We start from the raw sequence: 21,763 nt of genomic DNA on the forward strand, positions 1-21,763 counted from the left end.
CCTGCCGGAGGACCTGGACGAGGATGCGTAGCGCCGCCGCCGCTCTCCTGGTCGCGCTTGGCCTCCCGAACGTAGGCCAGGCGGGCCTGCTCGGCGAGCTCTTCGGAGGCCTGTTCGGCGGCTTTGGGGGCGGGGCCGTCTTCGACGTTGGCGCCTGGGTCCAGCGCGAAGCGATCCTGGAGCAGGGGGCCCGCGACCGCGCCGTGCAGGCGGACCGCGTGGCCAACGCCACCGACCTGCTGGACATCGAGCGCGAGCAGCTCGCCGCCCTCGACCGCCTCCTCGCCTCCGTCTCCACCACGGACGGCTCCGGCACCCCGGCCACCCTCGCGGCGCTGGAAGGCGACGGCACCACGCCCGCCTCGGCCAGCGTCCTCTACGGGCCTGAGGACCCCAACCCCGCCGCCGCGCGCCTCTTCGGGGATGCCGCTGTCACCGTCGAGGAGCTCATCATCCAGGTCGCCAAGGACACGGCGGGCTACCCGGGGGTGTCGGCGGCGGGGCTCTCGCCCGTGCAATGGCGCTGCCTCCTGCAGGCGCTGATCTGGCAGGAGTCGCGGTTTCAGGTGGGCGCGCGCTCGCCGGCCGCGGCCTTCGGGCTCACGCAGATCATCCCCGGCACGGCCGAGCAGCTGGGCATCTACCCCGCGTACTACGAGGACCCCTACCTCCAGGTGGAGGGCGGCGCCCGCTACCTCTCCCAGCAGCTCCAGGCCTTCGGCGGCAACGTCGTCTTCGCCCTCGCCGCCTACAACGCCGGCCCGGGCGCGGTGGAGAAGTACGGCGGCGTGCCGCCCTTTGCGGAGACGGAAGCCTACGTCAAGGCGATCCCGGCCCAGTACAACCGCTACCTCGCGACCGTGGGCGGCATCGACGCCAAGGGCACCATCGACCCGGTGCTGCTGGCGGGCGCCACGCTCTCGCTCACCGCCGACGCCGCGATGGTCTACGCCGGACACACGCAGGCCCAGATCGCCGCGGCCGCCACGCGCCTGCGATCCATCGTCGCCCGCATCCGGGCGACGGCCGACGCCGAGGAGGCCATGAGCCTGAACACCTACGCCCGCGCCGAGGTGGGGCGGCTCCTGGTGATGATGGTCCGCCTCCAGGCCGCCCACAGCCAGCCGCTCAGCGCCGAGCAGGTGGCGCTGGCCGCCAGCTACGCCGCCGAGCGCGACTACACCGACTTCACCCTGGAGCCGATGCGATGAAGCGCCTTCTCCTTTCGACCGTTCTTGTCCTCGGGCTCCCCCAGGGCGCCTCGGCCGCCATCCCCGTCATCGACGTGCGGGCCATCGCCCAAGGCGTCGCCCAGCTCGACCAGATGCTGGAGGACTTCGGCCTCCAGTCGGACCTCCTCGACAACGCCCTGGAGCAGCTCCGGACGCTGCAGGATCAGGTGGACAAGCTCACCGCCACCTACGAGGCTCTGACCGGCGAGCGCGACATCATGGAGCTCGTCATGGGCGGCGAGCTCGACAACCTCCTGGGCGGCAACTTCACGGACGTGGTGGCCTCCATCCAGGCCGTGCAGCAGGGCGACTGGTCGCAGCTCACCGGCCCCAACGCCGGCCGCCTGCGCGAGGGGATCGAGGGTGTACTGAACGAGGCGGGCTTCGATCGGGCCACCCTGGGGCGGCTGGCCGCCGGCAACCCCCGGCGCACCGGCCCCTCTGACCCCACCGGCACGCCCGGGGACGGCGTGGGCACCGACAAGGAGGCGCAACGCATCGCCACCCGGGCGACCACCGGCGCCACGATGTCGGCGGCGGCCCAGGTCAGCCACGCAAACGCCGGCGTGGAGGCCGAGCGCCTGGAGGCGCTGGTCGCGGCCATCCCTTCGCAGCCCGACCTCAAGGCCTCCATCGACCACAACACCCGCGTCACCGCCGAGTTGGGCATCATCCTCCTCGAGATGCTGCGCCTCCAGTCGGTCGCGACCGTGGGCGCGGGCCAGGCGGGGGTGATCGACGCCGCCACCATAGCGGCCGAGCGCGAGTACGTCGACTTCACCCTGCCGGACATGAAGTGAGCGCCGTTTCCATGACCCGGATGAGCGAGATCGTCGAGGAGGAGCTGATCTATGGGGCGCGCCGGCGCGAGCGGGTCTGGAAGGCCATTGCCGGGATCTGCTTCCTCTTCGGCGTGGTCGGCTGCCTCGCCGCGGCGGCTGTGGCGATCCTCGACGTCGACCCCCCGCCGGCGCTCGTGGCCTACGACCCCGACACCGGGATGGCGCTGCCCGAGGCGAGCGTCCGGGCCGTCTCGCTCGCCGAGCGCCCGGCGATGATCCAGGCGGAAGTGTTCCGCTACGTGACCGACCGCGAGACCTACAACCAACTCGACAACGACCTGCGCGTGCGCCGCCTCCTCGCCATGAGCGAGGCCGGCGCAGCCGACACCCTGCGCGCGCTCTGGACCTCCGGCCACGACGCCTACCCGCCCGAGGCCTACGGGCCGAACGCCCGCATCGACGTGGAGGTGCTCAGCATCACGCTCATCACCAACAGCCGCGCCCAGGTGCGGCTCCGCAAGCGCCTGACCGCGCCGGAGGGCGCGACCACCGGGCTCTTCACCGCGACCCTCCTCTTCGCCTTCGCGCCCGAGGCGCGCCGCAGCATCGACGAGGTGTGGGGCAATCCCCTGGGCTTCGTCGTGCGGGAGTACGCCATCACCTCCGACCGGCTGGAGGAGGGATGATGGGCTGGATGCGCGGCCTGGGGCTTGGCTTGGGCCTGATGGGGGCCCTGGCCCCAGTGGCTGAGGCCGAGGTGACGCCGGGGCGTGGCGGCCACGACGAGCGGGTGCGGGTGGCCTCTTACGTCGATGGGCAGGTCTATCGGATCAACACCACGCTCCTCCACGTGACCACCGTGGAGTTCGCCCCCGGCGAGACCATCACCAGCATCGTCGCCGGCGACACCGCCGGGTTCCAGTTCGACGGCATCCCGGGCGGGCAGGCCTTCGCGGTCAAGCCCACGGCCTCGGGCGTGAGCACCAACATCAACGTCTACACGAACCTGCGCTCCTACTACTTCAACGTCGTGGAAGCGGGCGGGCCCACCTACTACGTCGTCCGCTTCGCCTACCCAGGGGCCTCCGCGCCCCAAAGGGGTGCCGTCGTGCCCCGGGCCACGACCTATCGCTATGGCGTGAGCGGCACGGCCGAGTTCGCCCCCGTGGCCGTCTCCGACGACGGCACCTTCACCTACTTCCAGTTCGCCCCCAATGCGCCCCTGCCCGCCATCCTGCGGGTCGGGCCCGAGGGCGGCGAGCGCACCGCCAACAGCTCGACCCGCGCCGACGGGGTCGTGCGCGTGTCCGGCATCAGCCCCCGCTGGGTGCTGCGCCTGGGTGAAGAGGTGGTCTGCGTGCAGGCTGCCCGGCCGGAGGGACCATCATGAGCAACGGCACCGATCGCGAGGACGACGGTCCCGACTTCACCGCGCTTCAGGACCGCCTGGAGCCGGGCGGCGGTCCGGGGACACGGGGGTCCCGTGCGCCCCTGCCGATCGGCAAGGCCTTGGCCGGGCTCACCGCCATCGGCCTCGCGGCGGCGCTCCTGGGTTACGGGATGAGCGAGAGGCGCGGGGACGGGGAGGAGCCGCTGACGACGGCGGAGCCCGATGACTGGCAGGGCACGGGTCCGGGCTTCGCGACCATGGCCACGCCGCAAGCGGCGCCGGCCCCCGAGCCTATCCCGGCCGCCACCCAACCCTCCCAGGCTCCGATCCCGCCGCCCAGCCCCTCCGCGACCGAGCAGGCGCTGCGGCAGACCCTGGACGACCTGCGGGCCGAGGTGGAGGCGCTCCGCGAGGCCGGAAAGCACCAAGGAGCGGAGCCGCCCGATGAGGCCAGTCAGGAGGCCATCGACAGCCTGACCCGGCAACTCGCGACCCTGAGCGATGAGGCGGAGGATCTGCGGGCCCAGGTTCGCGACGCGGATGTGCAGGCCCGCGCCCGCGACAACGAGATCCGGGGCCTGGAAGCGCGGCTGGAGGCCGCGCAGTTCGGGGACGGGACCGTGTCCCCCCTGCCCCCGGAGGGTCTGGAGACGGGTCCGGGGACGGGCGGCGAAGCCGCCCGACTGGCGGCCCTGGAGGAGCGCCGCGCCCGCGCCGAGGAGCTGCGGCAGGCGCGCATCGAGTCCCCAATGATCGCCTTCGGCGGATCGGCCTCGCCCTCGAACGCCGCAGGCGCTGCCGGGCCTTCGGGGCTCGGGTCGAACGAGGACTTCCTGCGCCAGGGCGCGCGCCGGGCCGAAGTCGAGCAGGCCAGCGTCATCGCCAATCCGTCCCGCACCGTCATCCAGGGCACCGTGATCCAGGCGGCCCTGGAGACGGCCATCGACTCGGACCTCCCGGGCGCCATCCGTGCGGTCGTCTCCGAGGACGTGCACAGCTTTGACGGCACCCGCGTCCTGATCCCGCGCGGCTCCAAGCTCATCGGCCGCTGCAACAGCCAGATCGGGGCCACGCAGCGCCGCCTGATGATCGCCTGGGATCGCCTCCTCACCCCCGACGGCCAGTCGGTGACGATCTCCGCTTATGGCGCGGACGAGCTGGGCCGCTCCGGCACCACGGGGCGGATCGACCGGCGCCTGGGCACCCGCTTCGGCTCGGCGGCCCTGGTGTCGCTGATCTCCGCCCTGCCCTCGGCGGCGGCGGCCTCGGTGGAAGACCCGTTGGCGGCTGAGTTAGCGGAGGAGCTGGGCGGGGATGCCGAGGACGCCAGCCGCTCGGTGCTGGACGACTACCTGTCCGTGCCGCCCACCATCTATATCGACCAGGGCGCCCGCATTACCGTCCTCGTGGACCGTGATCTGGAGCTTCTCGGATGACCACCGGCCCGGCCCTCGTCCCCTCCCCCGCCGATCCCGTCGCGGACTCCTATCTCTCGGCCTCCCTCCACCGGCTGGGTCCGGCGGTGCGGCGCGACGACGTGATCGAGATCGCCGTGAACCCCGACGGCCGGGTCTGGGGCGAGTTCGGGGGCGACCACTTCATGCGTTCGCTGGAGATCACGCTGGGGCCGCAAGAGGTGCGCGACTTCGCCGCCCGCATCGCCTCGGCGGCGCGCGCGCAGCTCTCCGACAAGCGGCCCATCCTCAGCGTGTCGATCCTCCATGGCGGCCGGCCCATCCGGGCGCAGGTGGTCACAGTTCCGGCTGTCGCCGGCGCCGCGCCCGCCATCTCGCTGCGCTTCTTCTCGACGGTGCCGCTCGACGCCATCCGGCTCGACTGGCTGTATGACGCGCCCCAGAGCCTGGAAGCGCGCCGTCACGCCCGGAACGCCCGGCTGTGCGAGCTGGTGGCCTCGGGCGACCTGGAAGCGGCGCTGGCCTTCTGCGTCCACCACCGGCTCAACCTCGTGGTCTCGGGCGGCACCAACACCGGCAAGACGGTGGTGCTCCGCAAGCTGCTCGACCAGGTGCCCGTCCCCGAGCGCATCGTCACCCTCGAGGACGCGGCCGAGCTGCACCCCCGGCAGCCCAATGTGGTCACGCTGCTCACCGACCGGGACGCCGCTGAGCGCAGCCCGGACCGGCTCCTGACCTCCACGCTGAGGATGCGGCCCGACCGCATCATCCTGGGCGAGGTGCGGGGCGCCGAGGCCATGGCGTTCCTGGAGGCCATCAACACCGGGCATGGCGGCTCGATGACGACGCTGCACGCCGAGACGCCCCAGCTCGCCGTCAAGCGCCTCGCCATCGCCGCGTCCAAGGCCAACCTGCCCATGACCTATGCCGAGCTCCTGGCCTATGTGGAAGGGACCATCGACGTGATCCTGCAAGTGGGCCGGCACGGGGACCGGCGGGGGCCGACCGAGTTCTACCTGCCGGGGTTGGCCCGAGAGGACGACCAGACGGCGTGAGCGCCGCAGAGGAGGAGACGAGATGATGGGCAGACTGCGCTTTCCCACCGCCGCGATCACGGTCATCGCTCTCTCGGGAGCCTTGGCCTACCGCCTCGCGGCACAGGAGACCCCCGAGGAGCCGCCCGCGTCCGAGGCGACGCCGGAGCTGATCTTTCCCGAGATCACCTCTCCGGCCCCGCCGCCGATGACGGAGGAGGAGGCCGCCCGGGTGCTGGGAGTGGACGAGGATGGCGCGGCCGATGTCCTGGACCTTACCCCGCCCGACCTGAGCGCGCCGCGCAGCGCCCGCGCCTACCGGACCTGCCCGGATCGCGAGGAACGGCCCGCGTGGATTGAAGAACTGAAAGGCTGGGACTCTATACGAGGTTTGGTGATCTCAGAGATCTACCAAGCTCGCGTCTACGAGAAGATCGTCGCCACCGGCGACTGCTCCTGCGCCAACAAGGCGCCGCCTTGGGACGCGGCCGAGGCCGAGTATCAGGAGAACTACGCTGCAATAAGCAACCAGGGGCTGCGAGAAGTCAGGGACGAGTTCCAGACTCTCTCTGGCAATCTTTACAAAGACGCGCGGCGCATCTGCCGCGCCCAAGGCAACTGGTAGGAGGACGCCGTGGGACCGGTCGAATGGATGGTGGGCACTGTCGATACTTTCCTCGACGGTGCGGCCGAGTCGAGCTTCGCCGCCGTGGCGGGATCCCTCGGCGGCATCCTCATGGTGGCCTCGACGCTCCTGATCGTCCTGGTGTTCGTCAACCTCGCGCTTCAGATGCGGCCCATGGACGGCAGCACCGCCGTGGGGCTCGTCGTGCGCCTCCTGCTCATCAACGCTTTCGCTCTTAACTGGGTGCAGTTCAACGTGGTGGCGTCGGCCATCATCGACGGCCTCGATGACCTCGGGGCTGGGATCGTCAACGCTGTAGGAGGATCAATTCCACCCGGAGGGTTCCCGAGCGCGTTTGATGATGTGATGTATGAATTTGCTAGATACCTGAATGCGATGGCCGAGAACATGGCTTGGATCGGCGGCAGCGTCGCCACGACCTTCGGCATGGCGATGATGGGCCTCCTGGGCGCGCTCGCGGGCTGCGTCCTCATCTTCGCCAAGGTGATGCTCACCCTCCTCATCGGCATCGCCCCGGTGATGATCGCCACCACGCTCTTCGAGGCCACCAAGGACTACTTCCACCGCTGGCTGTCGCTCTTCGTGGGCTTCGCCATGTATCCGCTCGTCATCGCCGGGGTCATGGCGACCGTGATCGGCATGGCTGATGAGATGGCTACTACAATGGGTGATCCAGCGGATGGGGCGACACTTGGGACCCTTCTACCCTTTTTCGCCATGATGTTTCTCGTCGCCGGCATGATCGGGGTGATCCCCTTCCTCGTCCGCACGTTGTCGGGCAACTTCGTCCTGCCGGCGATCAGCTCCGTGCTGGGCGGCAATGCCCTCAACGCCGGGGCGGGCGCGCTGAGTGGGGCCGCCTCGCAGGCCCGCTACGCCTCGGCCGGGCTCTTCCAGACCCAAGGCTCGCAGGCCCGCGCCCGGATGGGTCACCGAGGCGTCACCGAGACCCTGGCGGCCGGGGTCGGAGCGGCCGCGCGAGCCAACATCCGCAGCGGCACGCAACTGGCCGACACCATCGCCCGCATCCAGCGCCTGGAAGCGGCGGGGGTCATCCCCTCCGGCCTCAAGCCCAAGGACCCCAAGACATCTTAGCGGCCGGGGTCTGTTCGGTCACGGCTCCATGGCCGGGCAGGACGGCCGTCTCGCTCAGCGCATGATCCTCTCGCCGCCGTTCGTCAGGCTCGGCCCCAGGCAGTTCCTCGGGCATCGCTCCACGAACGATGGAGCGACACGGAGGAGGAGGCCCTGGTCGATGCGCTCCAGGCCAGCATCGACCAGGACTGGAGGACAGCGCCTCCCCGTCCGTCGGGGATGTGTGGCTCTGCCCCTACCCTGCCTCTCCCTCGGGGGCGGCACCCGGCATGGTGCGAGGGTCGCGCGCGGCGTGGCGGATCGCCAGGATCACCACCTCCGCCTCTCCCGCCTCGTAGAACGCGAGGTAGGGATAGGGCCGCAGCACCAGCCGGCGCACGCCAGGGTCATCGGTGCGAACGCCCATCTCCGGCTGCTCAGCCAACTGGGCGAGGAGCCGGTCCACCCGCGAGGCGAGGTCCTCGGCCGCTTGTGGTGAGCGCTCAGCCAGGTAGTCCAGAAGTGCGGCCAAGTCCTCGAAGGCCGGGCGGGCGAGGCGGACCCTCACGCCCCGGGCTGCCCTCTGTGCCCTACCCCGTGCCGGGCCAGGAGGCCCCGCACCTCAGCGTCAGAAGCGAACTCGCCCCGGGCCGCCGCCGCGCGACCCGCCGCCACGGCTGCGCGCTCCTCGGGGGTCAGCGGCACCGGCCCCACCTCCTCGCCGGCGAAGATCAGCAGCTCGCGCGCGATCTCGTCCTGCGCCTCGGGCGGGAGCTGGCGGGCGGCGGCGATGGCACGGTCAAGCAGGGCGGTCATGGGGCTTCCTTTCGCACCGGACTTGCGCACAACCTAAGCCCCTGCGGCGCTTGGGTCCAGCAAGCGGATCGAAACTCACAATTGGCGCGCGTCTTGCGCCTGTGGCGTTCGCCTCTCAGCCTGCTAAGGCAGGGGCCGAGCAAAGGACGTCCGCATGACCCTGTTTCGTGGCCTTTCCGCCTTTCCCCTGACGCCGACCGACGCCGCTGGCCATGTGCAGGTGGAGGCCCTGGGCCGCGTCTTGGAGCGCATCGCGGCAGCCGGAGCGGACTCCGTGGGCCTTCTGGGCAGCACGGGGGCCTACGCCTACCTCACCCGGCCCGAGCGGCGACTCGCCGTCGAGGCCGCCGTGGACTGCCTGCGCGGCCGGACGCCCCTCGTCGTGGGCGTGGGGGCGCTTCGCACCGACGAGGCGGTGGCGCTCGCGCGGGACGCCGAGGAGGCCGGGGCCGATGGCCTGCTGCTCGCGCCCATGTCCTACCAGCCCCTCACCGAGGGGGAGGTCCACCGCCTCGTGCTGGACGTGGCCGGGGCTGTCGGCCTGCCGCTCTGCCTTTACAACAACCCCGGCACGACACGCTTCACCTTCAGCCCGGGCCTCATCGCCGAGCTGGCCCAGGTGCCCGGCGTCGCGGCCGTGAAGATGCCCCTGCCGGGGGACGGCGACGTCGCCGGCGAGATCGCCCGCCTGCGCGGGATGGTGCCCCCGGGCTTCGTCATCGGCCACAGCGGCGACTGGGGCGCGGCCGACGCGCTCCTTGCTGGCAGCGACGCCTGGTTCAGCGTGGTGGCGGGCCTGCTGCCCGAGCCCGCGCTCCGGCTCACGCGGGCGGCCCAGGCGGGCGACGCCGAGGAGGCCCGGCGGATCGACGCGGCCTTCGCGCCGCTCTGGTCGCTCTTTCGCCAGTTCGGCAGCTTCCGCATCATGTACGCCCTGGCGGACGCGCTGGGGCTGGGCCGGTGGGAGCCGCCGCGCCCCCTCCTGCCCCTCGGGCCGGAGGTCCGGGCGCGCCTGGACAAGGCGCTGGACCGGATCGCGGCCCTCTCCCCCCTCACCCCAGCCCAAGGTGCCTCATGATCGACTCTCACCAGTTCGCCCTGTTCCTCGCCGCCGCCCTCCTGCTCGCCGCGACGCCGGGGCCGGGGATCTTCTACGTGGCCGCTCGCACCCTGTCGGGCGGACGGGCCGAGGGGGTCGCCTCGAGCTTCGGCACGGGCCTGGGCGGGCTCGTGCACGTGACGGCCGGAGCCGTGGGGGTGTCGGCCCTGGTGCTGGCCTCGGCCCAGCTCTTCACGGCGCTCAAGCTCCTGGGCGCGGCCTACCTGGTCTGGATCGGGGTCCGCACGATCCTGGCCGCTCGTCGGGACGCGCAGGCCATCGCCGAGGGTTTGGAGCCCGCGCCGCCCGTGGGCGCGCGGCGCGCCTTCCGCGAGGGGGTCGTCGTGGAGGCGCTGAACCCCAAGACGGCGGCGTCCTTCCTGGCCTTCCTGCCGCAGTTCTTGGACGTGGGGGCGGGCCACGTGGCGCTCCAATGCGCCATCCTGGGCGTGACCTCCGTCACCCTGAACACGCTGGCCGACCTCGTGGTGGCCGTGGTGGCGGGCCGCGCGCAGGAGGGCCTGGGCGCCCGGCCCGGACTCGTGCGCCGGCTGCGCGAGGCCTCGGGCGGGGCCATGGTCGTCCTGGGCCTAGGCCTGATGCTCGCGCGGCGGCCGGCGAGCTGATCGCAGACGTCTTGCCCTGGTCAGGGCACGACCGGCCGCCTCACCGCCTGATAGAGCCGCCGCGTGGCCCGGTCGCCGATGGAGCCCTCCCGCGTGACCGTCGCGGCCGGGTTCAAGACGAAGGCCACCAGCACCGACGGCTCGACGGCCCGGATCGTCACGTCCACCGGGGCCGTCACCAGGGCGGACTCGGCCTCCCCGAGCCGCTCCCCCTCGGCCTCGACCGCGCCCGAGTAGACGTAGGCGTAGGTGCTCCAGCCCGGCCGCGACGGCAGCGCGACCGACTGGCCGGCGTCCAAGCGCAGGTCGTGAAGATACACGTCGTTGCGGACGACAAAGGGGCTGTCGGTGCCCTCTGGCCCGACAAGGAGGCGCCAGGCGTTCGGCGTGGGGTCCGGGAGCGGGCCGTGCTGGAGCATGGGCTCCAGATCGACCTCATGCGGGCGCACGAAGATCTGGAGCATCCGCAGGGGCGGATCGGAGGGAAGCGTGCGCTCCTCGTGCCAGAACTCCCGCCCGGCGTTCATCACCAAGAGGTGCCCGGCGTCGGTGACGAGCCTGCCGTGCGTGCGGTCGTCGTGGCGCATGACGCCTTCGGGCACCCAGGAGATGATCTCGTCCTGCACGTGCGGGTGCATCCCGATCAGCGTGCCGGGGGCCATGAAGGACTCGGCCACCGCCGCGAGCGGCCCGTGGCCGTGGTCGTCCCCCTCGGGCAGCGCCAGGCCCGGCATGGCGACGCGGACCACGAACTGACCTTGGTCGATGACGGCCGGGGACCGGCCGAGCTTGCGGAACATGGGACGCCTCCTCGGGCGAGGTGGAAGGGACCGGCCGGAGCCGATCCCGGCCGGATGGGGGTGCGTCAGGCCGCCTGCTGGGCGGCGTCAGCCTCGCGGGCCTGCTTGAGGACGCGGGCGTACCAGGACACCTGGTCCAGCATCTCCTTGAGGGAACCCGCGAGCATCCCCTCGATGGCTTCCATGGGCTCGGGGTTGGGGTTGTAGGCCGAGACGCGGAAGAAGTCCGAGCCCCCGATGTGGACGCCGCCCCGCACCGGGACCATCTGCGACTCGATGCCGATCAGGCGCAGGTGCTCGACCGCGCGAGCCGCGCCCACGCTGCCGTAGCCGATGGTGCCCATGGGCTTGGTGCGCCAGGCCGAGTAGTTCTGGTCGAAGGCGTTCTTGAGCGCCCCGGTAATCGAGCGGTTGTATTCGGCGACAAGGAACACGTAGCCGTCGAAGCCCGCGACCGTTTCCTGCCAGCGCACCACGCGCGGGTCGGTGGCGGGCATGAAGAAGTCCGAGGCCGGGGCGTCGAAGACGGGCAGGTCGAAGTCCCGTAGGTCCACGAGCTCTACCTCGATGTCGTCGCGCTCCCGCATCTTCGCCAGCGCCCACTGGGCAGGCTTGTCGGCCCAGCGGGCCTGACGGGTGGAGGAGATGATAAGGGCGATGCGGGGCTTCTGAGCCATGATGCTTCCTGTGGTGGGGGACACCGCCCGGCCCTTGTGTCAGGGCCAAGTCGGTATAGATTTGTGACTGAGGTCAAAATAGGCACCGACCCAGATGGCGCAAGAAGGCACAACGTTGATACCGGGGCACAGGGAGAGCACCACCGAGGACACCAGCGTGGAGGACCTCCTCCACTCCCAGCCCTGCCAGGCCGTCGCGGGCACCCTCTCTCTCGTGGGCAACAAGTGGTCGGTGATCGTCGTCATGCTGCTGGCCGAGCGGCCGCGCCGGTTCAACGAGCTCAAGCGCTCCATTGGCGACGTGTCCCAGCGGATGCTCACGCTCACCCTGCGCGAGCTGGAGCGGGAAGGCCTGGTGTCCCGCACGGTGTTCCCGACCATCCCGCCCCGGGTGGACTACGCGCTCACCGACCTTGGCCACTCGCTCAAGGAGCCGGTGAACGCCCTGGGGCTCTGGGCTATCCGGAACCAGTCGGCGCTGGCGGAGGCACGGCTGAGGTTCGACGCACAGGGTAAGGCCGCATGACGTTCTGACCTTTGGTGCAGAATTCTTGGATGCCGTTGAAGAACTCGAGCTTGAGCGACGGCTGACCCCGTGATTCCCTTTGTGTGAGCGGCAGGGAGGGGCGGGGCCATGATGGGGCGTCTGGTCGAGCGGGCTCAGCTCTTCTACGAGTTCAGCCTGGAGCGGCACATGCCGGCGGAGCACCTGCTCAGGCGCCTGGACGCGGCGCTGGACCTGTCTTGGCTCAGGGCTGAACTGGCGCCCTTCTACAGCGCGATCGGCCGGCCCTCGATCGACCCCGAGCTGATGATCAGGATGCTGCTGGTGGGCTACTGCTACGGGGTGCGGTCCGAGCGGCGGCTCTGCGACGAGGTCCACCTGAACCTGGGCTATCGCTGGTTTTGCCGCCTGGGCCTTGATGGCGCCGTCCCCGACCACTCGACCTTCTCCAAGGCGCGGCACGGCCGGTTCCGCGAGGCCGAAGTGTTCCGCCGCGTGTTTGAGCGCGTGGTCGGAGCCTGCATGGGCGTAGGCCTCGTGGGCGGCGAGGGCTTCGCGATCGACGCGTCGGTCATCGAGGCGGATGCGAGCTACGCGCAGCGGGTCGAGGGACCCACGCTGCCGCCCGAGCGGGCCGACCCGGCGAGCGCCACGCGGCCCGTGCGGGAGTACCTGGCGGCGCTTGATGTGGCCGCGGCTCGGGTGGCTGGCGCCGTGGACGGAATGGACGGGCAGGACCAGCCCGAACGCCTTGCGGCCGAGCCGGCGCCGGCGAAGTCGCTCTCCCTCACCGATCCGGCCGCGGCCTGGACCTCCAAGGGCGCCCGCAAGGCCTCGTTCGCTTACGCGGTCAACTACCTGGTGGATCTCAAGCGCGCCATCATCGTGGACACGCAGGCCTCGCCAGCGCGCTGGACCGAAGAGGTGGCCACCACCGCCCTGATGATCGAGCGCACGCGAGAGCGCTTCGGCCTCCAGCCCTCCCGCCTCGCCGCCGACTCGGCCTACGGCTCAGGACGGCTCGTGGGCTGGCTTATGGCGCGCGGGATCGAGCCGCACGTGCCCCTGCTCGATCGCGTGACGCAGACCAAGGGCGTGCTCACCCGGGCCGCGTTCACCTTCGACCGCGAGCGCGACGTCTACATCTGCCCGGCCGGTCATGAGCTGGCCACCTCCGGCCACGTCGCCGCCGCCGGATTCAGGCAGTACCGGGCCAAGCCTACGGCCTGCGGCCCTTGCGCTCTCAAGCCACGATGCACCTCGGGCGTGGCGCGGCTGATCGGCCGCAACGTCCACGAGGACGAGCGCGAGCACGTCCGCCAGATCGCAGGCACCCCTGCGTTCAAGCGCTCAACCCGCGAGCGGCGAAAGGTCGAGATGCTGTTCGCCCACCTCAAGAGGAACCTCGGCCTGAGGCGGCTCAGGCTCCGTGGCCCGACCGGCGCCGGCGACGAGTTCCTCCTCGCCGCCACCGCCCAGAACCTCCGCAGGCTCGCCCGAAGCCTAGCCGCGCCGCCTCCGGCGAGCGCGACGGCCCCGGCCTGAGCTGGCCGGACGACCTGGAGCGGCAACTCCACCCGCCCGAGGCGGAGGACCACAGGCGACCCAGCACCTACGAGGCCCGTCAGAGCCCCTGACCGGGCCCCCAAGCGCCACCCGACCGGCCTTTTTCCACGGAATCCTTGAATTGTTAGCCGGTGAGCGCGTGGATGGCGGGGTCGGAGGGGCAGTCCGAACCGCGGCGGCGGCCGTTCCGGGCGCCCCGCCCGGACGAACCGGGCGGGGCGCGGCGCGGGCCTCAGTCCTCGCGCCGCTCGCTCGGCCGCGACCAGATCAGCCGGTAGCCCTCGCCGTCCTCGCCCTCGACGAGGTTGGCGAACACCGGGGCGGCGAAGCTCGGGTCGTCGAGCTTGAGGGCGAGGTAGGCGCGGCCCCCTTGCGAGGTCTTGGTCCAGCCCGCGCCGATCTCGGCCGCGCCCACGAACACGCGGTGGGTGGGGGCGCTGTCGCTCGCGCGCGTCTCCGCGGGCACGATGCGGACGCGTTTGGCCTGCACGCCGAGGGTGACGATCTCGCCGGTGTAGGCGTCGCCGGTCTTGCGGAAGGTGCCGATGGTGGCCATGGGGTGTCTCCTTGCTCCAGATCCTCGAGCCCGCGACCGCCGCGGCCTCGATGGGGATCGACCGGCCGGAGGCGCGGCCCGGCGCACCCCGCCCCGGGCGGGGCCTGACGGCCAAGGAGGGCTTTGTTGGCGCGCGAGGAAGGGCCCTGCGGCCTGGGGAAGAAAGCCCGACGCCGCCGTTGCGCCCGCGGCCCCGAGGCGCAGCCGTCCTTGGGCCAGATCCCCCCATCGACGAGGCCACGGCGGTCGCGGGAGACGGATCACGGCAAAGCCCAGGAGACCGGACCCCGGCCCTCGGTCCCCCTCCGCACCGGCGGGCGCCAGCGCCCGGCCGAGCGCCGCCTCGGGGGACGGGCCAAGCGCGCCGTGTCCCGCCGGAGGACCTCCCGCGCCAGGGTTCCCCTCCCCCGCGTGCCTGTAGGCCCGGCCAGGGTTCGGGTGGCGCGGGCTGGACCAGGACCTCGCAGGGAGGTCGCGCCTACCTCGCCGACAAGGGCGACATGCCGAGCCGCGTCTCGGGGGTTCGGATGCCAAGACAAGGACGAACGAGGGCTCCCACCGGCTCATCGGGTCGCGGCCGAGCGGCCGGCGCGAGGACTGAGGCCCGTGTCGTGCCCGGCCCGGCCTGTCCGGGCGGGGCGCCCTCTACCGCCCGAGCAGGTCGCCCAGGGCGCGCCGCGCGTGCGCCTTGCGCCACCGCGTCCGCCGGTGCTCGGGGGCGTCGTGGAGCATGTGGCAGCGCTGGCAGAGCGCGGCGAGGTCGCGGGGGCCGTTGCGGCTGGGGTCATGCCGCAAGTGACAGCTCGCCAGCACCACCCGGGTGACGGGGAGCCAGGGGACGTGATCGAGACCGGCCAAGCTCGGCTGCCGCGCCTCCAGCACGGCGGGCGGGGCCAGGCCCCGCACCCGCCGGCCCCGGCCGTCGCGCCAAGTCGCTCGCTCCTCGTCCCACCAGGTGCCCGCGCCGTCGCCCAGGTGGACAACCTTGCGCCCGTGCGGCCGCCCGCAGCGCTCGCAGCGGCCTCGGGCCCGCCCGAAGCGGATGAGCCGCGACAGCTCCGGCCAGTCGATGGGGTACAGCCAGCGGTTCTCAGGGGCGATCGGCATGGGGGCGAATCTGAGTCAGACGGGCCGGAATGCCAAGGGACGGCCGGGCGGGAACGCGGGTCCTGTGGCCTTGGCGCGTCCGCCCCGCCAGGGCCGACCCACCGCAGACCGCGCGAGGGGGACTGACCCAAGGACCGCTCCCGCGAGCCCCGAGCGGGACCTCGGCTGCGCCGTCCGCAGGCGGAGCCGAGCGGCTGGCTGTCTCAGGGTTTATCTCCGCGCCGCGCGAGCCAGATCAGGGGCAACAACACCCCTCCAGGCGTCCTTCGGGTGCTCAACACTGAGGGGGTGATTTGTTTCGGGCCGTCCTGGTAGTCCGCTCTCCGAGGTCAGGCCCTGGCCCGTCTGCGACGCCACCCGAGCGCCCCGATCCCGGCCAGGGCCGCCCCCAGGAGCGTCACCGAGGCGGGAAGCGGCACCGGGGCTGGGACTGTGGTGGAGGCTGCCAGCCCGGCCTTCGGGAAGCGGCCGTGGACCTTCACGTCGAGGGTGGCGGGAGCTGTCCAGTACGTCTGGGTCCGGCCCATGACCCGCATGCGGCCCTCCTCGTAGAACAGCCAGAAGGGCAGGTTGCCGGTGCCGCCCGGGCTGAAGGCGCCGCCGAACTGCGTGATGTTCCCCTGGGTGTCCGTCTTCAGATAGACGCTCGCTACCTCTGGCTCGCCCCACGTCGCGCGGTAGCCCCGTCCCAGGCGGGCCGTCGCCGAAATCAGGGTGCCGGGATCGGACTCGTAGGCCGAGCGCGGCCCGTAGCTGTAGACCCCCCCTTGGCGGTAGAGGTTGGTGTAGTCGACGCTCACCAGGGACTCGAGGTCGAGACGGACCCGGACCCGGCCCGGCCCCTCCCGGCCGACCAGGCTCTGCGGTCGATAGGATAGGTAAGGCACCCACTGGAAGTCACCGACCGTGCTCACCTCGAAGGTGACGGGGACGGCATGGACGGGGGCGGCCATCCCGAGGACGGCGGCTAACATGAGGACGGCGGCGGGCAGCTTCATTCCAGACTCCCAGGAGGCGACGCGTTAACCTTGCTCCCGCCCACGGGACGGCCGTGCTCACCCTTTCGGCGTAGAAGGACGGAGGTCTTGAGCATGTTGGAGGAGCGGAGCCGATCTGGTGGAGCGCCATAGAACGGGCTTGGCATCCGCGCTGCGCAAGCTACCCCGGAGCGGCATCGGTTGGACGCGTCCGCAGGAGCGCGCGGTTGGCGGTTTGGACCGTGTGCTGCCGCATCTGATGGACCTAACCGGGGAGGCGTAACAGCCTGGAGATGCCGTGAGGTGTCGCGCGGCCACTCCGGGTCGAGTTTTTTTGCCTCTCCCGGTCGGCTGGACGGCGCCGTGGTCAGTCGGCGGCGAGACCCTTGGCGTGGGCTCTGCTTACCCTAAGACAGGTGGTCCGTAGGGAGGATCATCACCTCGGAGGCCGTGTCGAACCACTGCGGCCCAGTGAGCGCGTTCTCGACGACGAACAGCGCCTCCAGCCAAAGCCAGGGCGCGCGGGTGGCGATCTCCTCGGCGGCCGTGAGGATCTCGGTGGCGAGGGCTGCGTGCGGCGAGATGGAGTGACGATCGATCCTCACCCCCTGGAGCGCCACCGCCGGGTCCGCAAGGAGCCGCAGGAGGCCGCCCCGCACCAAAGCGAGGAGCGCGGCCTGCTCGCCTTGCCACGGGCCCTCGTCCCAGAGCGCCACCATCAGAGCCAGCAGGACGAGATCCCGCTCCCGGCCGAGTCCTGAGGCCCCGTCGAAGAGGCTCCGGATGACCTGCCCATGGGCGCGCTTCACGTGCCGCTCGGCGAGCCCGTCCACCTGCAGGGCCCCCGGGGGGCAGCGCAGCGGGCCCCTGTCCCCGCGGTGGCGGTCGATGCAAGCGACCACCGGCAGGAACAAGTAGGTCGATCGCTTCTCGGCCAGCTCGCCGAAGAACGCCATCAGGCGCTCGGTGACCGCACCACGCGGCCAACTGGCGCGGATCTCTCCAAGGAGCGCTGGCATGTCACTGTAGCCCCGCCACACCCAGGCCCGGACCTGGGCCAGCACGGCACCGGCGTGGAACGCCGCGCCGCTCGAGCCGCTGCCATCGCCACCGCCTCATCCAGTCCCGGATCGCCACAGGGCTTTCCCCCGAGGGCTGTCTCTCCGGTTCAACGCGCCTGGCCCTGTCACGGCTTCATCCGGGGACCCTGGCGCAGCCGGGAGGCCAAGACGAGGCGGCGCCCTTCCTCGACCGCCGCCCGCTCGCCCTGCCCGATTCGCTGCACGACGTCCCCCAGGGTGGCCAGCGTCGCGCGCGGGATCTCTGGATCCCCCTCGCCCCCGGGCTCGGCCAGAGCCTGGGCCGCGCCTGGCCCCAGCCGCTCCATGAGGCGCACCGCCTCGGGCCCCAGGCGACCCTCCACCGCTCGCACGAAGCTCGCCACCTCGCCCGCAACCGCCGCATCGGCCTGCAGCAAAGCCCAGGCCTCCGCGCGCTCGGGCGGGGTGCCGGCCGCGCCAAGGGCGCGCACAGCCGCCTCGGCCCTCGCTGACAGCGTCGGCACACCGGTGGCCGCCGCCGCCCGCCGGGCCTCCAGCCCGGCCAGGGCGCCCTGTGCGGCCGCCGCCTCCGCGTCCCCGATCCGCCGCACGGCTGGGCCCACGGCTTGCGCCACGCGCTCCGCCTGCGCTCGGGCCGCCCGCGCCGCCCGCCCGGCCAGGAGCCCTGCTCGCCCTGCGAGCGATCCGAGCTGCTCCGGGTCAGCCTCAATCCGCCGCGCCGCCGAGGTCGGCCCGTGCGTCGCCACCAGATCCGTGAGCCGCGCGGCGGCCGCCTCCGGGTTGCGGTAGGCGCCGGCGAGGTAGCGCCCCAAGGCCTCCCGCTCTCGCCGCACCGCCGGATCGATGGCCGCCGCCGCCGCTCCGGCCGCGGCCCGCTCCGCCGAACCCAGGGGCGCTACGGCGTGCGGCGCGATCAGCCACCGCGGCGCGGACGAGGCCTCCGGTCTCGCCCCCGAGGTCGACCCCGCGACGGCACGGCTCGGTCGGGGGTCCGACCCGGCGCTCGTCCGGACCGGGGCCGCCTCCGCGGCCCGGGCTCCGGCCCCGGGGACGCCCGGTTGGATCTCCGGCGCGGCCCGCTCGGCCGACCTCACGCTCGGCCAAGCCCCCTGCCCCACCTCCGGCCTCAGGTCCGGGGGCAACTCGTCCCGCGTGGCCCAGGCGACCGAGGCGGCCCGCACCTCCGGCCGGCTCATCTGACGCGCCAGCTGCGCGAGGCCCATGGCCGTCTCCCGGGCCGCGAAGATCCGGGCGCTCTCTCGCTGCCGCGTCAGCGCCACGTAGGACGACGCCTGCCGCCAGTGCGCCGAGTGCAGCAGGTACGTGTGGTCGATCGTCTTGCCCTGGCCCTTGTAGATGGTGCCGGCGTAGCCATGCCGGAAGCCGGTGAACTCCCCCGCCCGCCAGCTCACCTCGCGCCCAGCCTGCCCATCGAGCCGCGCCGTGATCCGCCCCGTGCGTGCGTCGAGGCCGGTGATCACCCCGGCGTTGCCGTTCCAGAGCCGCGCGCTCCGCAGCGTCTCGGTCACCTGCACGCGGTCGCCCACGGCGAAGAGGGCCGCCCCGTGCTTGGTCTCGAGCCGCATGTCCTCGCCGAGTTCGCCCCGGGCCTTGCGGACGGCCCGGAGCTCGGCGTTCAGCGCGTCGACCTCCCTGTTGGTGTAAGCGAACACGAACCGCGTGGCGTGCGGATCGGCCGCCGTGTCCGCCGACCAGCGCGCCACCAGCGCCGCCCGCGCCGCCTCCTGGGTTCCCGCCCAGTGCAGCGCGCCCTCGCGCGCGAAGGCCGCCACTGCCGCCTCGGTGCGACTCTCCGCCAGATCCTGCGCCGCCTGCCGCTGCCAGTCGACCTTTTGGCGCGTCACCTGGATGATCTCAGCCGAGCCGTGCTGGGCCTTGAGCTCCGTGAAGAGCCCGCCCCGCTCGATGGAGGCGAGCTGCCGGTCGTCGCCGGCGAGCAGCACCTTGGCCCCGCTGCGCCGCGCCTCCGCCAGGAGCTCGCCGGTGACGCGGGCGTCGCACATCGCCGCCTCGTCGACCACGACCAGCGTCCGCGCGCCCCAGGTGACCCGCCCGTTCTTGAGCCGGAACAGCTCGGAATGCACCGTCGCAGCCCGGCCCGGCCGGGCCACAGCCACCGGCCCCACCCCGGAGCCCGCCCCCGCCCCGAACCCGTCCGCCGCGAGGTCCTGCGCCACGGCGTTCGTGGGCGCGAGCCCGATGACCTCGTAGCCCGCGGCCTCGTGCGCGGCGCGCACGGCCCCCAGCATGTGGCTCTTGCCGGTCCCGGCCCGGCCCTCAAGGAGGACGAGACCCCCCGGCCCCACAGCGCGGTCGAACGCCGCCCGTTGGTCCGCCCGCAGCGTCCGGCCCTCAAGCCCGGTGTCTCGAGCCGTGGCGCTCAAGCCTCCGTGCCGGCTCGCGGCCACTGCAGCCCCGTCCGCCAGCGCCGCCCGCTCCTGCGCGCGGACCTCGCGCGTCGTGTAGCGCCCGACCGGTGCCCCCGTCGCCGGATCGTGGAGCGCCAGCACGTCACCGTGCCCCAGCACCTGCGCCTTCACGGCGAGGTGCTCAGCCCCATCAGGAATGTGCTTGGCGAGGAAGCGGTCGAGCTCCCTCTCGGTGAAGCTCGCGTGGCCTCGCGTCAGCGCCTGCAGCACCGTCTCAGGGCTCCGCGCCAGCACCGCATTCGCCCGCGCCACCTCTTCGGCCCGCGCCACCGCCGCCGAGTCCGGCACCCGCATCCGCACCGGCCCCACATGCCGGCCCGGCACTGGGGCCGTTGCGTCGACCCGGAGCTCGAGCCCGTGCCGGGCGAAGTAGGCGTCCTGATGGGCCCGCCAGAGCTCCCCCCAGCGCGCGCCGTCGGTCACCGCCGCGCGGCCCCCCAGACTCCGCACCACCGGGTCGAGGTCGCGCGCCTTGCGTGCCGCGAGGCGGTCCCCCTCCACCCGCCGCGTGGTGATCAGGAGATGCGCGTGGTGGTTGGCCCGCTCCCCTTCGGCCTCGCCCCCCTCGCCCGGGCCGTCGCCGCCATGCGGGGCGTGCACGTCGAGCTGCACCGCCAGGCCCCGGGCCACGAAGTGCGTCCGTGCGAAGCTCTCCGCCAGCGCCACGCGGTCGTCGGGCGTGAGCTCCCGGTCCGCCGGCAGCGCCAGCACGATCTCGCGGGCCACCTGGGCGTCGCCGCGCCGCTCCGCGGCCTCGGCCAGGTTCCACAGCACCGCGCTCGCGCCCAGGCGCGCGTCCGCGCCCTCGGGCAGCAGCACCGCGTGATGCTCGGGGGCGACACGATGCGCGAACGAGTAACGCTCGCCCGTGCGTTCGTCGGTGAGGGCTTCGCGCGCGTTGTAGCAGGCGGACCGCACGGCGCACCCCCCGGTCGAGCGGGACAGGTAGCGCGCGCGGGCGAACGCGATGGCCATGCCCGCATCTTGACGGGTCGGGTCGGCCCGGCGCAAGCCGCATTCGGGAGAATGCATATTGCGTCTGCTCGACGCGCTCGCCGAACCCGGCACCGCCGGTGAGCCCTCCACGACACGGCGCCCTCGCTTGTCCCCAGCCGCTCCGGGCCAAGGCGTCGGACGAGATCACGGCCCAAGAGTGTGGGGCGCGGCCATGGCCCCTTCCGACAGGTGCGCGCTCCGGGCAGATCCCCGCCGAAGGGCGGGACGGCTTCGCGCTCCGATTGAGCCGACTGAGGGACTCTGCCATCCTGGAGTGAGGCCACCCGCGGCCTCCCCCGGATCACGCGGCGGCCGTGCGAGGAAGCGGTTCGACACAGGAGACGGTCCCATGGCCCTGACCAGCCTGGCCGAGCGTCAGGCCCGCCTCGATCAGCAGCGCGCCCGCCTGCAGCGCGAGGAGGCCAAGATCCGCGAGGACGCGCGCAAGGCCCGCACCCGCGCCCTCATCGAGGCCGGCGCCCTTGTCGAGAAGGCCGGCCTTGCCGAGCTCGACGCCAACGCCCTTTACGGCGCCCTCCGGGAGCTCGCTGCCCGGGTGGGCGACCCCGACGCGCTGGCCCGCTGGCGGGCCGAGGGCGGCCGCGCCTTCGACCGCGAGGCCAAGGCCCGGGCGGCGGAGAAGGAGCCGCTGATCCTCACCCTCGCGGGCGCGCAGCCGGCGCTGGTGACCGCGCGGCTCCGAAGCCTGGGCTTCCGCTGGTCCAAGGTGCTCCAGCACTGGGAAGGGCTCGCGACCTTCCGGGACGCTCAAGCCGCCGCCGCCGAGCTCGGCGGCACCCTGCGACGTCTGGCGCCGCCCGCGGCCCCCTCGGACGAGCCGACCGCGCCGGGCACCGCCCGGGATGCGGCCGAGTAGGATGCCGGGGTCTCGGCGTCGTGAGCTCGATCGGGTTCAAGGCGGGCTCCGCCTGGTCCTCCCGCTGGCCCCGCTCG

22 protein-coding genes are annotated in these 21,763 nt (G+C 72.6%); 13 read left to right on the top strand and 9 right to left on the bottom strand.

Annotation, left to right across the window (positions count from 1 at the left end; genetic code table 11):
* The first annotated feature begins 23 nt into the window (after nucleotides 1-23).
* The 8 genes from J2Z33_RS13560 to J2Z33_RS13595 are packed head-to-tail and all read left to right on the top strand — an operon-like array spanning nucleotide 24 to nucleotide 7,594.
* Nucleotides 24-1,211 carry a lytic transglycosylase domain-containing protein gene (locus J2Z33_RS13560; protein ID WP_209841959.1) on the top strand — a complete coding sequence of 396 codons (1,188 nt, stop codon included), beginning with the start codon at nucleotides 24-26 and terminating at the stop codon, nucleotides 1,209-1,211.
* Nucleotides 1,208-2,032 carry a type IV secretion system protein gene (locus J2Z33_RS13565; protein WP_209841961.1) on the top strand — a complete coding sequence of 275 codons (825 nt, stop codon included), beginning with the start codon at nucleotides 1,208-1,210 and terminating at the stop codon, nucleotides 2,030-2,032. Before J2Z33_RS13560 ends, J2Z33_RS13565 begins: the two co-directional genes overlap by 4 nt.
* 11 nt (nucleotides 2,033-2,043) lie before the next feature.
* Entirely contained in the window at nucleotides 2,044-2,700 is a 657-nt protein-coding gene (locus tag J2Z33_RS13570; RefSeq protein WP_209842064.1) for a VirB8 family type IV secretion system protein, read from the top strand.
* Nucleotides 2,697-3,404 (top strand): TrbG/VirB9 family P-type conjugative transfer protein, encoded by a 708-nt coding sequence (locus J2Z33_RS13575; RefSeq protein ID WP_342454193.1) that lies wholly within the window; start codon nucleotides 2,697-2,699, stop codon nucleotides 3,402-3,404. Before J2Z33_RS13570 ends, J2Z33_RS13575 begins: the two co-directional genes overlap by 4 nt.
* The gene (locus tag J2Z33_RS13580) at nucleotides 3,401-4,840 is read left to right on the top strand and encodes a TraB/TrbI/VirB10 family type IV secretion system protein (protein WP_245218852.1); all 1,440 of its coding nucleotides are present in this window, start codon (nucleotides 3,401-3,403) and stop codon (nucleotides 4,838-4,840) included. Before J2Z33_RS13575 ends, J2Z33_RS13580 begins: the two co-directional genes overlap by 4 nt.
* Nucleotides 4,837-5,874, top strand: a complete 1,038-nt coding sequence (locus J2Z33_RS13585; RefSeq protein ID WP_209841963.1) for an ATPase, T2SS/T4P/T4SS family — start codon at nucleotides 4,837-4,839, stop codon at nucleotides 5,872-5,874. The genes J2Z33_RS13580 and J2Z33_RS13585 overlap by 4 nt, the downstream gene beginning before the upstream one ends.
* 22 nt (nucleotides 5,875-5,896) lie before the next feature.
* On the top strand, nucleotides 5,897-6,478 hold the full coding sequence (locus tag J2Z33_RS13590; protein ID WP_209841965.1) for a hypothetical protein: 582 nt from the start codon (nucleotides 5,897-5,899) through the stop codon (nucleotides 6,476-6,478).
* Between the two features lie 9 nt (nucleotides 6,479-6,487).
* Nucleotides 6,488-7,594 (top strand): TrbL/VirB6 family protein, encoded by a 1,107-nt coding sequence (locus J2Z33_RS13595; RefSeq protein WP_209841967.1) that lies wholly within the window; start codon nucleotides 6,488-6,490, stop codon nucleotides 7,592-7,594.
* Between the two features lie 235 nt (nucleotides 7,595-7,829).
* Here J2Z33_RS13595 and J2Z33_RS13600 read toward each other — a convergent pair whose 3' ends face one another.
* Nucleotides 7,830-8,141, bottom strand: coding sequence for a type II toxin-antitoxin system RelE/ParE family toxin (locus tag J2Z33_RS13600; protein WP_209841969.1), 312 nt, complete (start codon nucleotides 8,139-8,141; stop codon nucleotides 7,830-7,832).
* Nucleotides 8,138-8,389, bottom strand: coding sequence for a hypothetical protein (locus J2Z33_RS13605; RefSeq protein ID WP_209841972.1), 252 nt, complete (start codon nucleotides 8,387-8,389; stop codon nucleotides 8,138-8,140). Before J2Z33_RS13605 ends, J2Z33_RS13600 begins: the two co-directional genes overlap by 4 nt.
* A 154-nt stretch (nucleotides 8,390-8,543) precedes the next feature.
* On the opposite strand from J2Z33_RS13605, the gene J2Z33_RS13610 reads away from it, so the two are divergent.
* Together J2Z33_RS13610 and J2Z33_RS13615 are read left to right on the top strand one after the other, a co-directional pair.
* Nucleotides 8,544-9,467: a dihydrodipicolinate synthase family protein gene (locus J2Z33_RS13610; protein WP_209841974.1), complete on the top strand. Its 924-nt coding sequence runs from the start codon at nucleotides 8,544-8,546 to the stop codon at nucleotides 9,465-9,467.
* On the top strand, nucleotides 9,464-10,114 hold the full coding sequence (locus J2Z33_RS13615; protein ID WP_209841976.1) for a LysE family translocator: 651 nt from the start codon (nucleotides 9,464-9,466) through the stop codon (nucleotides 10,112-10,114). The genes J2Z33_RS13610 and J2Z33_RS13615 overlap by 4 nt, the downstream gene beginning before the upstream one ends.
* A gap of 20 nt (nucleotides 10,115-10,134) precedes the next feature.
* On the opposite strand, the gene J2Z33_RS13620 is transcribed toward J2Z33_RS13615, so the two are convergent.
* Nucleotides 10,135-10,914, bottom strand: a complete 780-nt coding sequence (locus tag J2Z33_RS13620; RefSeq protein ID WP_209841978.1) for a pirin family protein — start codon at nucleotides 10,912-10,914, stop codon at nucleotides 10,135-10,137.
* A 65-nt stretch (nucleotides 10,915-10,979) separates the two neighbouring features.
* Entirely contained in the window at nucleotides 10,980-11,591 is a 612-nt protein-coding gene (locus J2Z33_RS13625; RefSeq protein ID WP_209841980.1) for an NADPH-dependent FMN reductase, read from the bottom strand.
* Between the two features lie 157 nt (nucleotides 11,592-11,748).
* On the opposite strand from J2Z33_RS13625, the gene J2Z33_RS13630 reads away from it, so the two are divergent.
* Nucleotides 11,749-12,117, top strand: coding sequence for a winged helix-turn-helix transcriptional regulator (locus tag J2Z33_RS13630; protein ID WP_342454194.1), 369 nt, complete (start codon nucleotides 11,749-11,751; stop codon nucleotides 12,115-12,117).
* 108 nt (nucleotides 12,118-12,225) lie between these two features.
* On the top strand, nucleotides 12,226-13,641 hold the full coding sequence (locus J2Z33_RS13635; protein ID WP_209841984.1) for an IS1182 family transposase: 1,416 nt from the start codon (nucleotides 12,226-12,228) through the stop codon (nucleotides 13,639-13,641).
* 253 nt (nucleotides 13,642-13,894) lie between these two features.
* On the opposite strand, the gene J2Z33_RS13640 is transcribed toward J2Z33_RS13635, so the two are convergent.
* The 5 genes from J2Z33_RS13640 to J2Z33_RS13660 all read right to left on the bottom strand — a co-directional run bounded on the left by J2Z33_RS13640 (nucleotide 13,895) and on the right by J2Z33_RS13660 (nucleotide 20,788).
* Nucleotides 13,895-14,218, bottom strand: a complete 324-nt coding sequence (locus tag J2Z33_RS13640) for a DUF736 domain-containing protein (protein WP_209841986.1) — start codon at nucleotides 14,216-14,218, stop codon at nucleotides 13,895-13,897.
* A 645-nt stretch (nucleotides 14,219-14,863) separates the two neighbouring features.
* Nucleotides 14,864-15,325 (bottom strand): hypothetical protein, encoded by a 462-nt coding sequence (locus tag J2Z33_RS13645; RefSeq protein ID WP_209841988.1) that lies wholly within the window; start codon nucleotides 15,323-15,325, stop codon nucleotides 14,864-14,866.
* A 329-nt stretch (nucleotides 15,326-15,654) separates the two neighbouring features.
* Nucleotides 15,655-16,323: a hypothetical protein gene (locus J2Z33_RS13650; protein ID WP_209841989.1), complete on the bottom strand. Its 669-nt coding sequence runs from the start codon at nucleotides 16,321-16,323 to the stop codon at nucleotides 15,655-15,657.
* Nucleotides 16,324-16,709: 386 nt separating this feature from the next.
* Nucleotides 16,710-17,258, bottom strand: a complete 549-nt coding sequence (locus J2Z33_RS13655) for a hypothetical protein (protein WP_209841990.1) — start codon at nucleotides 17,256-17,258, stop codon at nucleotides 16,710-16,712.
* Between the two features lie 230 nt (nucleotides 17,259-17,488).
* The gene (locus J2Z33_RS13660) at nucleotides 17,489-20,788 is read right to left on the bottom strand and encodes an AAA family ATPase (RefSeq protein WP_209841991.1); all 3,300 of its coding nucleotides are present in this window, start codon (nucleotides 20,786-20,788) and stop codon (nucleotides 17,489-17,491) included.
* Nucleotides 20,789-21,158: 370 nt separating this feature from the next.
* On the opposite strand from J2Z33_RS13660, the gene J2Z33_RS13665 reads away from it, so the two are divergent.
* Nucleotides 21,159-21,686 (top strand): conjugal transfer protein TraD, encoded by a 528-nt coding sequence (locus J2Z33_RS13665; protein WP_209841992.1) that lies wholly within the window; start codon nucleotides 21,159-21,161, stop codon nucleotides 21,684-21,686.
* Nucleotides 21,687-21,763 lie beyond the last annotated feature (77 nt).

The organism is Rubellimicrobium aerolatum (genome assembly GCF_017872975.1).
Taxonomy (GTDB): domain Bacteria; phylum Pseudomonadota; class Alphaproteobacteria; order Rhodobacterales; family Rhodobacteraceae; genus Rubellimicrobium; species Rubellimicrobium aerolatum.

Bases quoted from the DNA above. Each gene is read 5' to 3' on its own strand.
- J2Z33_RS13565 (WP_209841961.1), top strand. From the start codon at position 1,208: ATGAAGCGCCTTCTCCTTTCGACCGTTCTTGTCCTCGGGCTCCCCCAG.
- J2Z33_RS13660 (WP_209841991.1), bottom strand. From the start codon at position 20,788: ATGGCCATCGCGTTCGCCCGCGCGCGCTACCTGTCCCGCTCGACCGGG.
- J2Z33_RS13620 (WP_209841978.1), bottom strand. From the start codon at position 10,914: ATGTTCCGCAAGCTCGGCCGGTCCCCGGCCGTCATCGACCAAGGTCAG.
- J2Z33_RS13665 (WP_209841992.1), top strand. From the start codon at position 21,159: ATGGCCCTGACCAGCCTGGCCGAGCGTCAGGCCCGCCTCGATCAGCAG.
- J2Z33_RS13575 (WP_342454193.1), top strand. From the start codon at position 2,697: ATGATGGGCTGGATGCGCGGCCTGGGGCTTGGCTTGGGCCTGATGGGG.
- J2Z33_RS13590 (WP_209841965.1), top strand. From the start codon at position 5,897: ATGATGGGCAGACTGCGCTTTCCCACCGCCGCGATCACGGTCATCGCT.
- J2Z33_RS13615 (WP_209841976.1), top strand. From the start codon at position 9,464: ATGATCGACTCTCACCAGTTCGCCCTGTTCCTCGCCGCCGCCCTCCTG.
- J2Z33_RS13570 (WP_209842064.1), top strand. From the start codon at position 2,044: ATGACCCGGATGAGCGAGATCGTCGAGGAGGAGCTGATCTATGGGGCG.
- J2Z33_RS13610 (WP_209841974.1), top strand. From the start codon at position 8,544: ATGACCCTGTTTCGTGGCCTTTCCGCCTTTCCCCTGACGCCGACCGAC.
- J2Z33_RS13655 (WP_209841990.1), bottom strand. From the start codon at position 17,258: ATGGCGTTCTTCGGCGAGCTGGCCGAGAAGCGATCGACCTACTTGTTC.
- J2Z33_RS13560 (WP_209841959.1), top strand. From the start codon at position 24: ATGCGTAGCGCCGCCGCCGCTCTCCTGGTCGCGCTTGGCCTCCCGAAC.
- J2Z33_RS13635 (WP_209841984.1), top strand. From the start codon at position 12,226: ATGATGGGGCGTCTGGTCGAGCGGGCTCAGCTCTTCTACGAGTTCAGC.
- J2Z33_RS13625 (WP_209841980.1), bottom strand. From the start codon at position 11,591: ATGGCTCAGAAGCCCCGCATCGCCCTTATCATCTCCTCCACCCGTCAG.
- J2Z33_RS13650 (WP_209841989.1), bottom strand. From the start codon at position 16,323: ATGAAGCTGCCCGCCGCCGTCCTCATGTTAGCCGCCGTCCTCGGGATG.
- J2Z33_RS13585 (WP_209841963.1), top strand. From the start codon at position 4,837: ATGACCACCGGCCCGGCCCTCGTCCCCTCCCCCGCCGATCCCGTCGCG.
- J2Z33_RS13605 (WP_209841972.1), bottom strand. From the start codon at position 8,389: ATGACCGCCCTGCTTGACCGTGCCATCGCCGCCGCCCGCCAGCTCCCG.
- J2Z33_RS13645 (WP_209841988.1), bottom strand. From the start codon at position 15,325: ATGCCGATCGCCCCTGAGAACCGCTGGCTGTACCCCATCGACTGGCCG.
- J2Z33_RS13640 (WP_209841986.1), bottom strand. From the start codon at position 14,218: ATGGCCACCATCGGCACCTTCCGCAAGACCGGCGACGCCTACACCGGC.
- J2Z33_RS13580 (WP_245218852.1), top strand. From the start codon at position 3,401: ATGAGCAACGGCACCGATCGCGAGGACGACGGTCCCGACTTCACCGCG.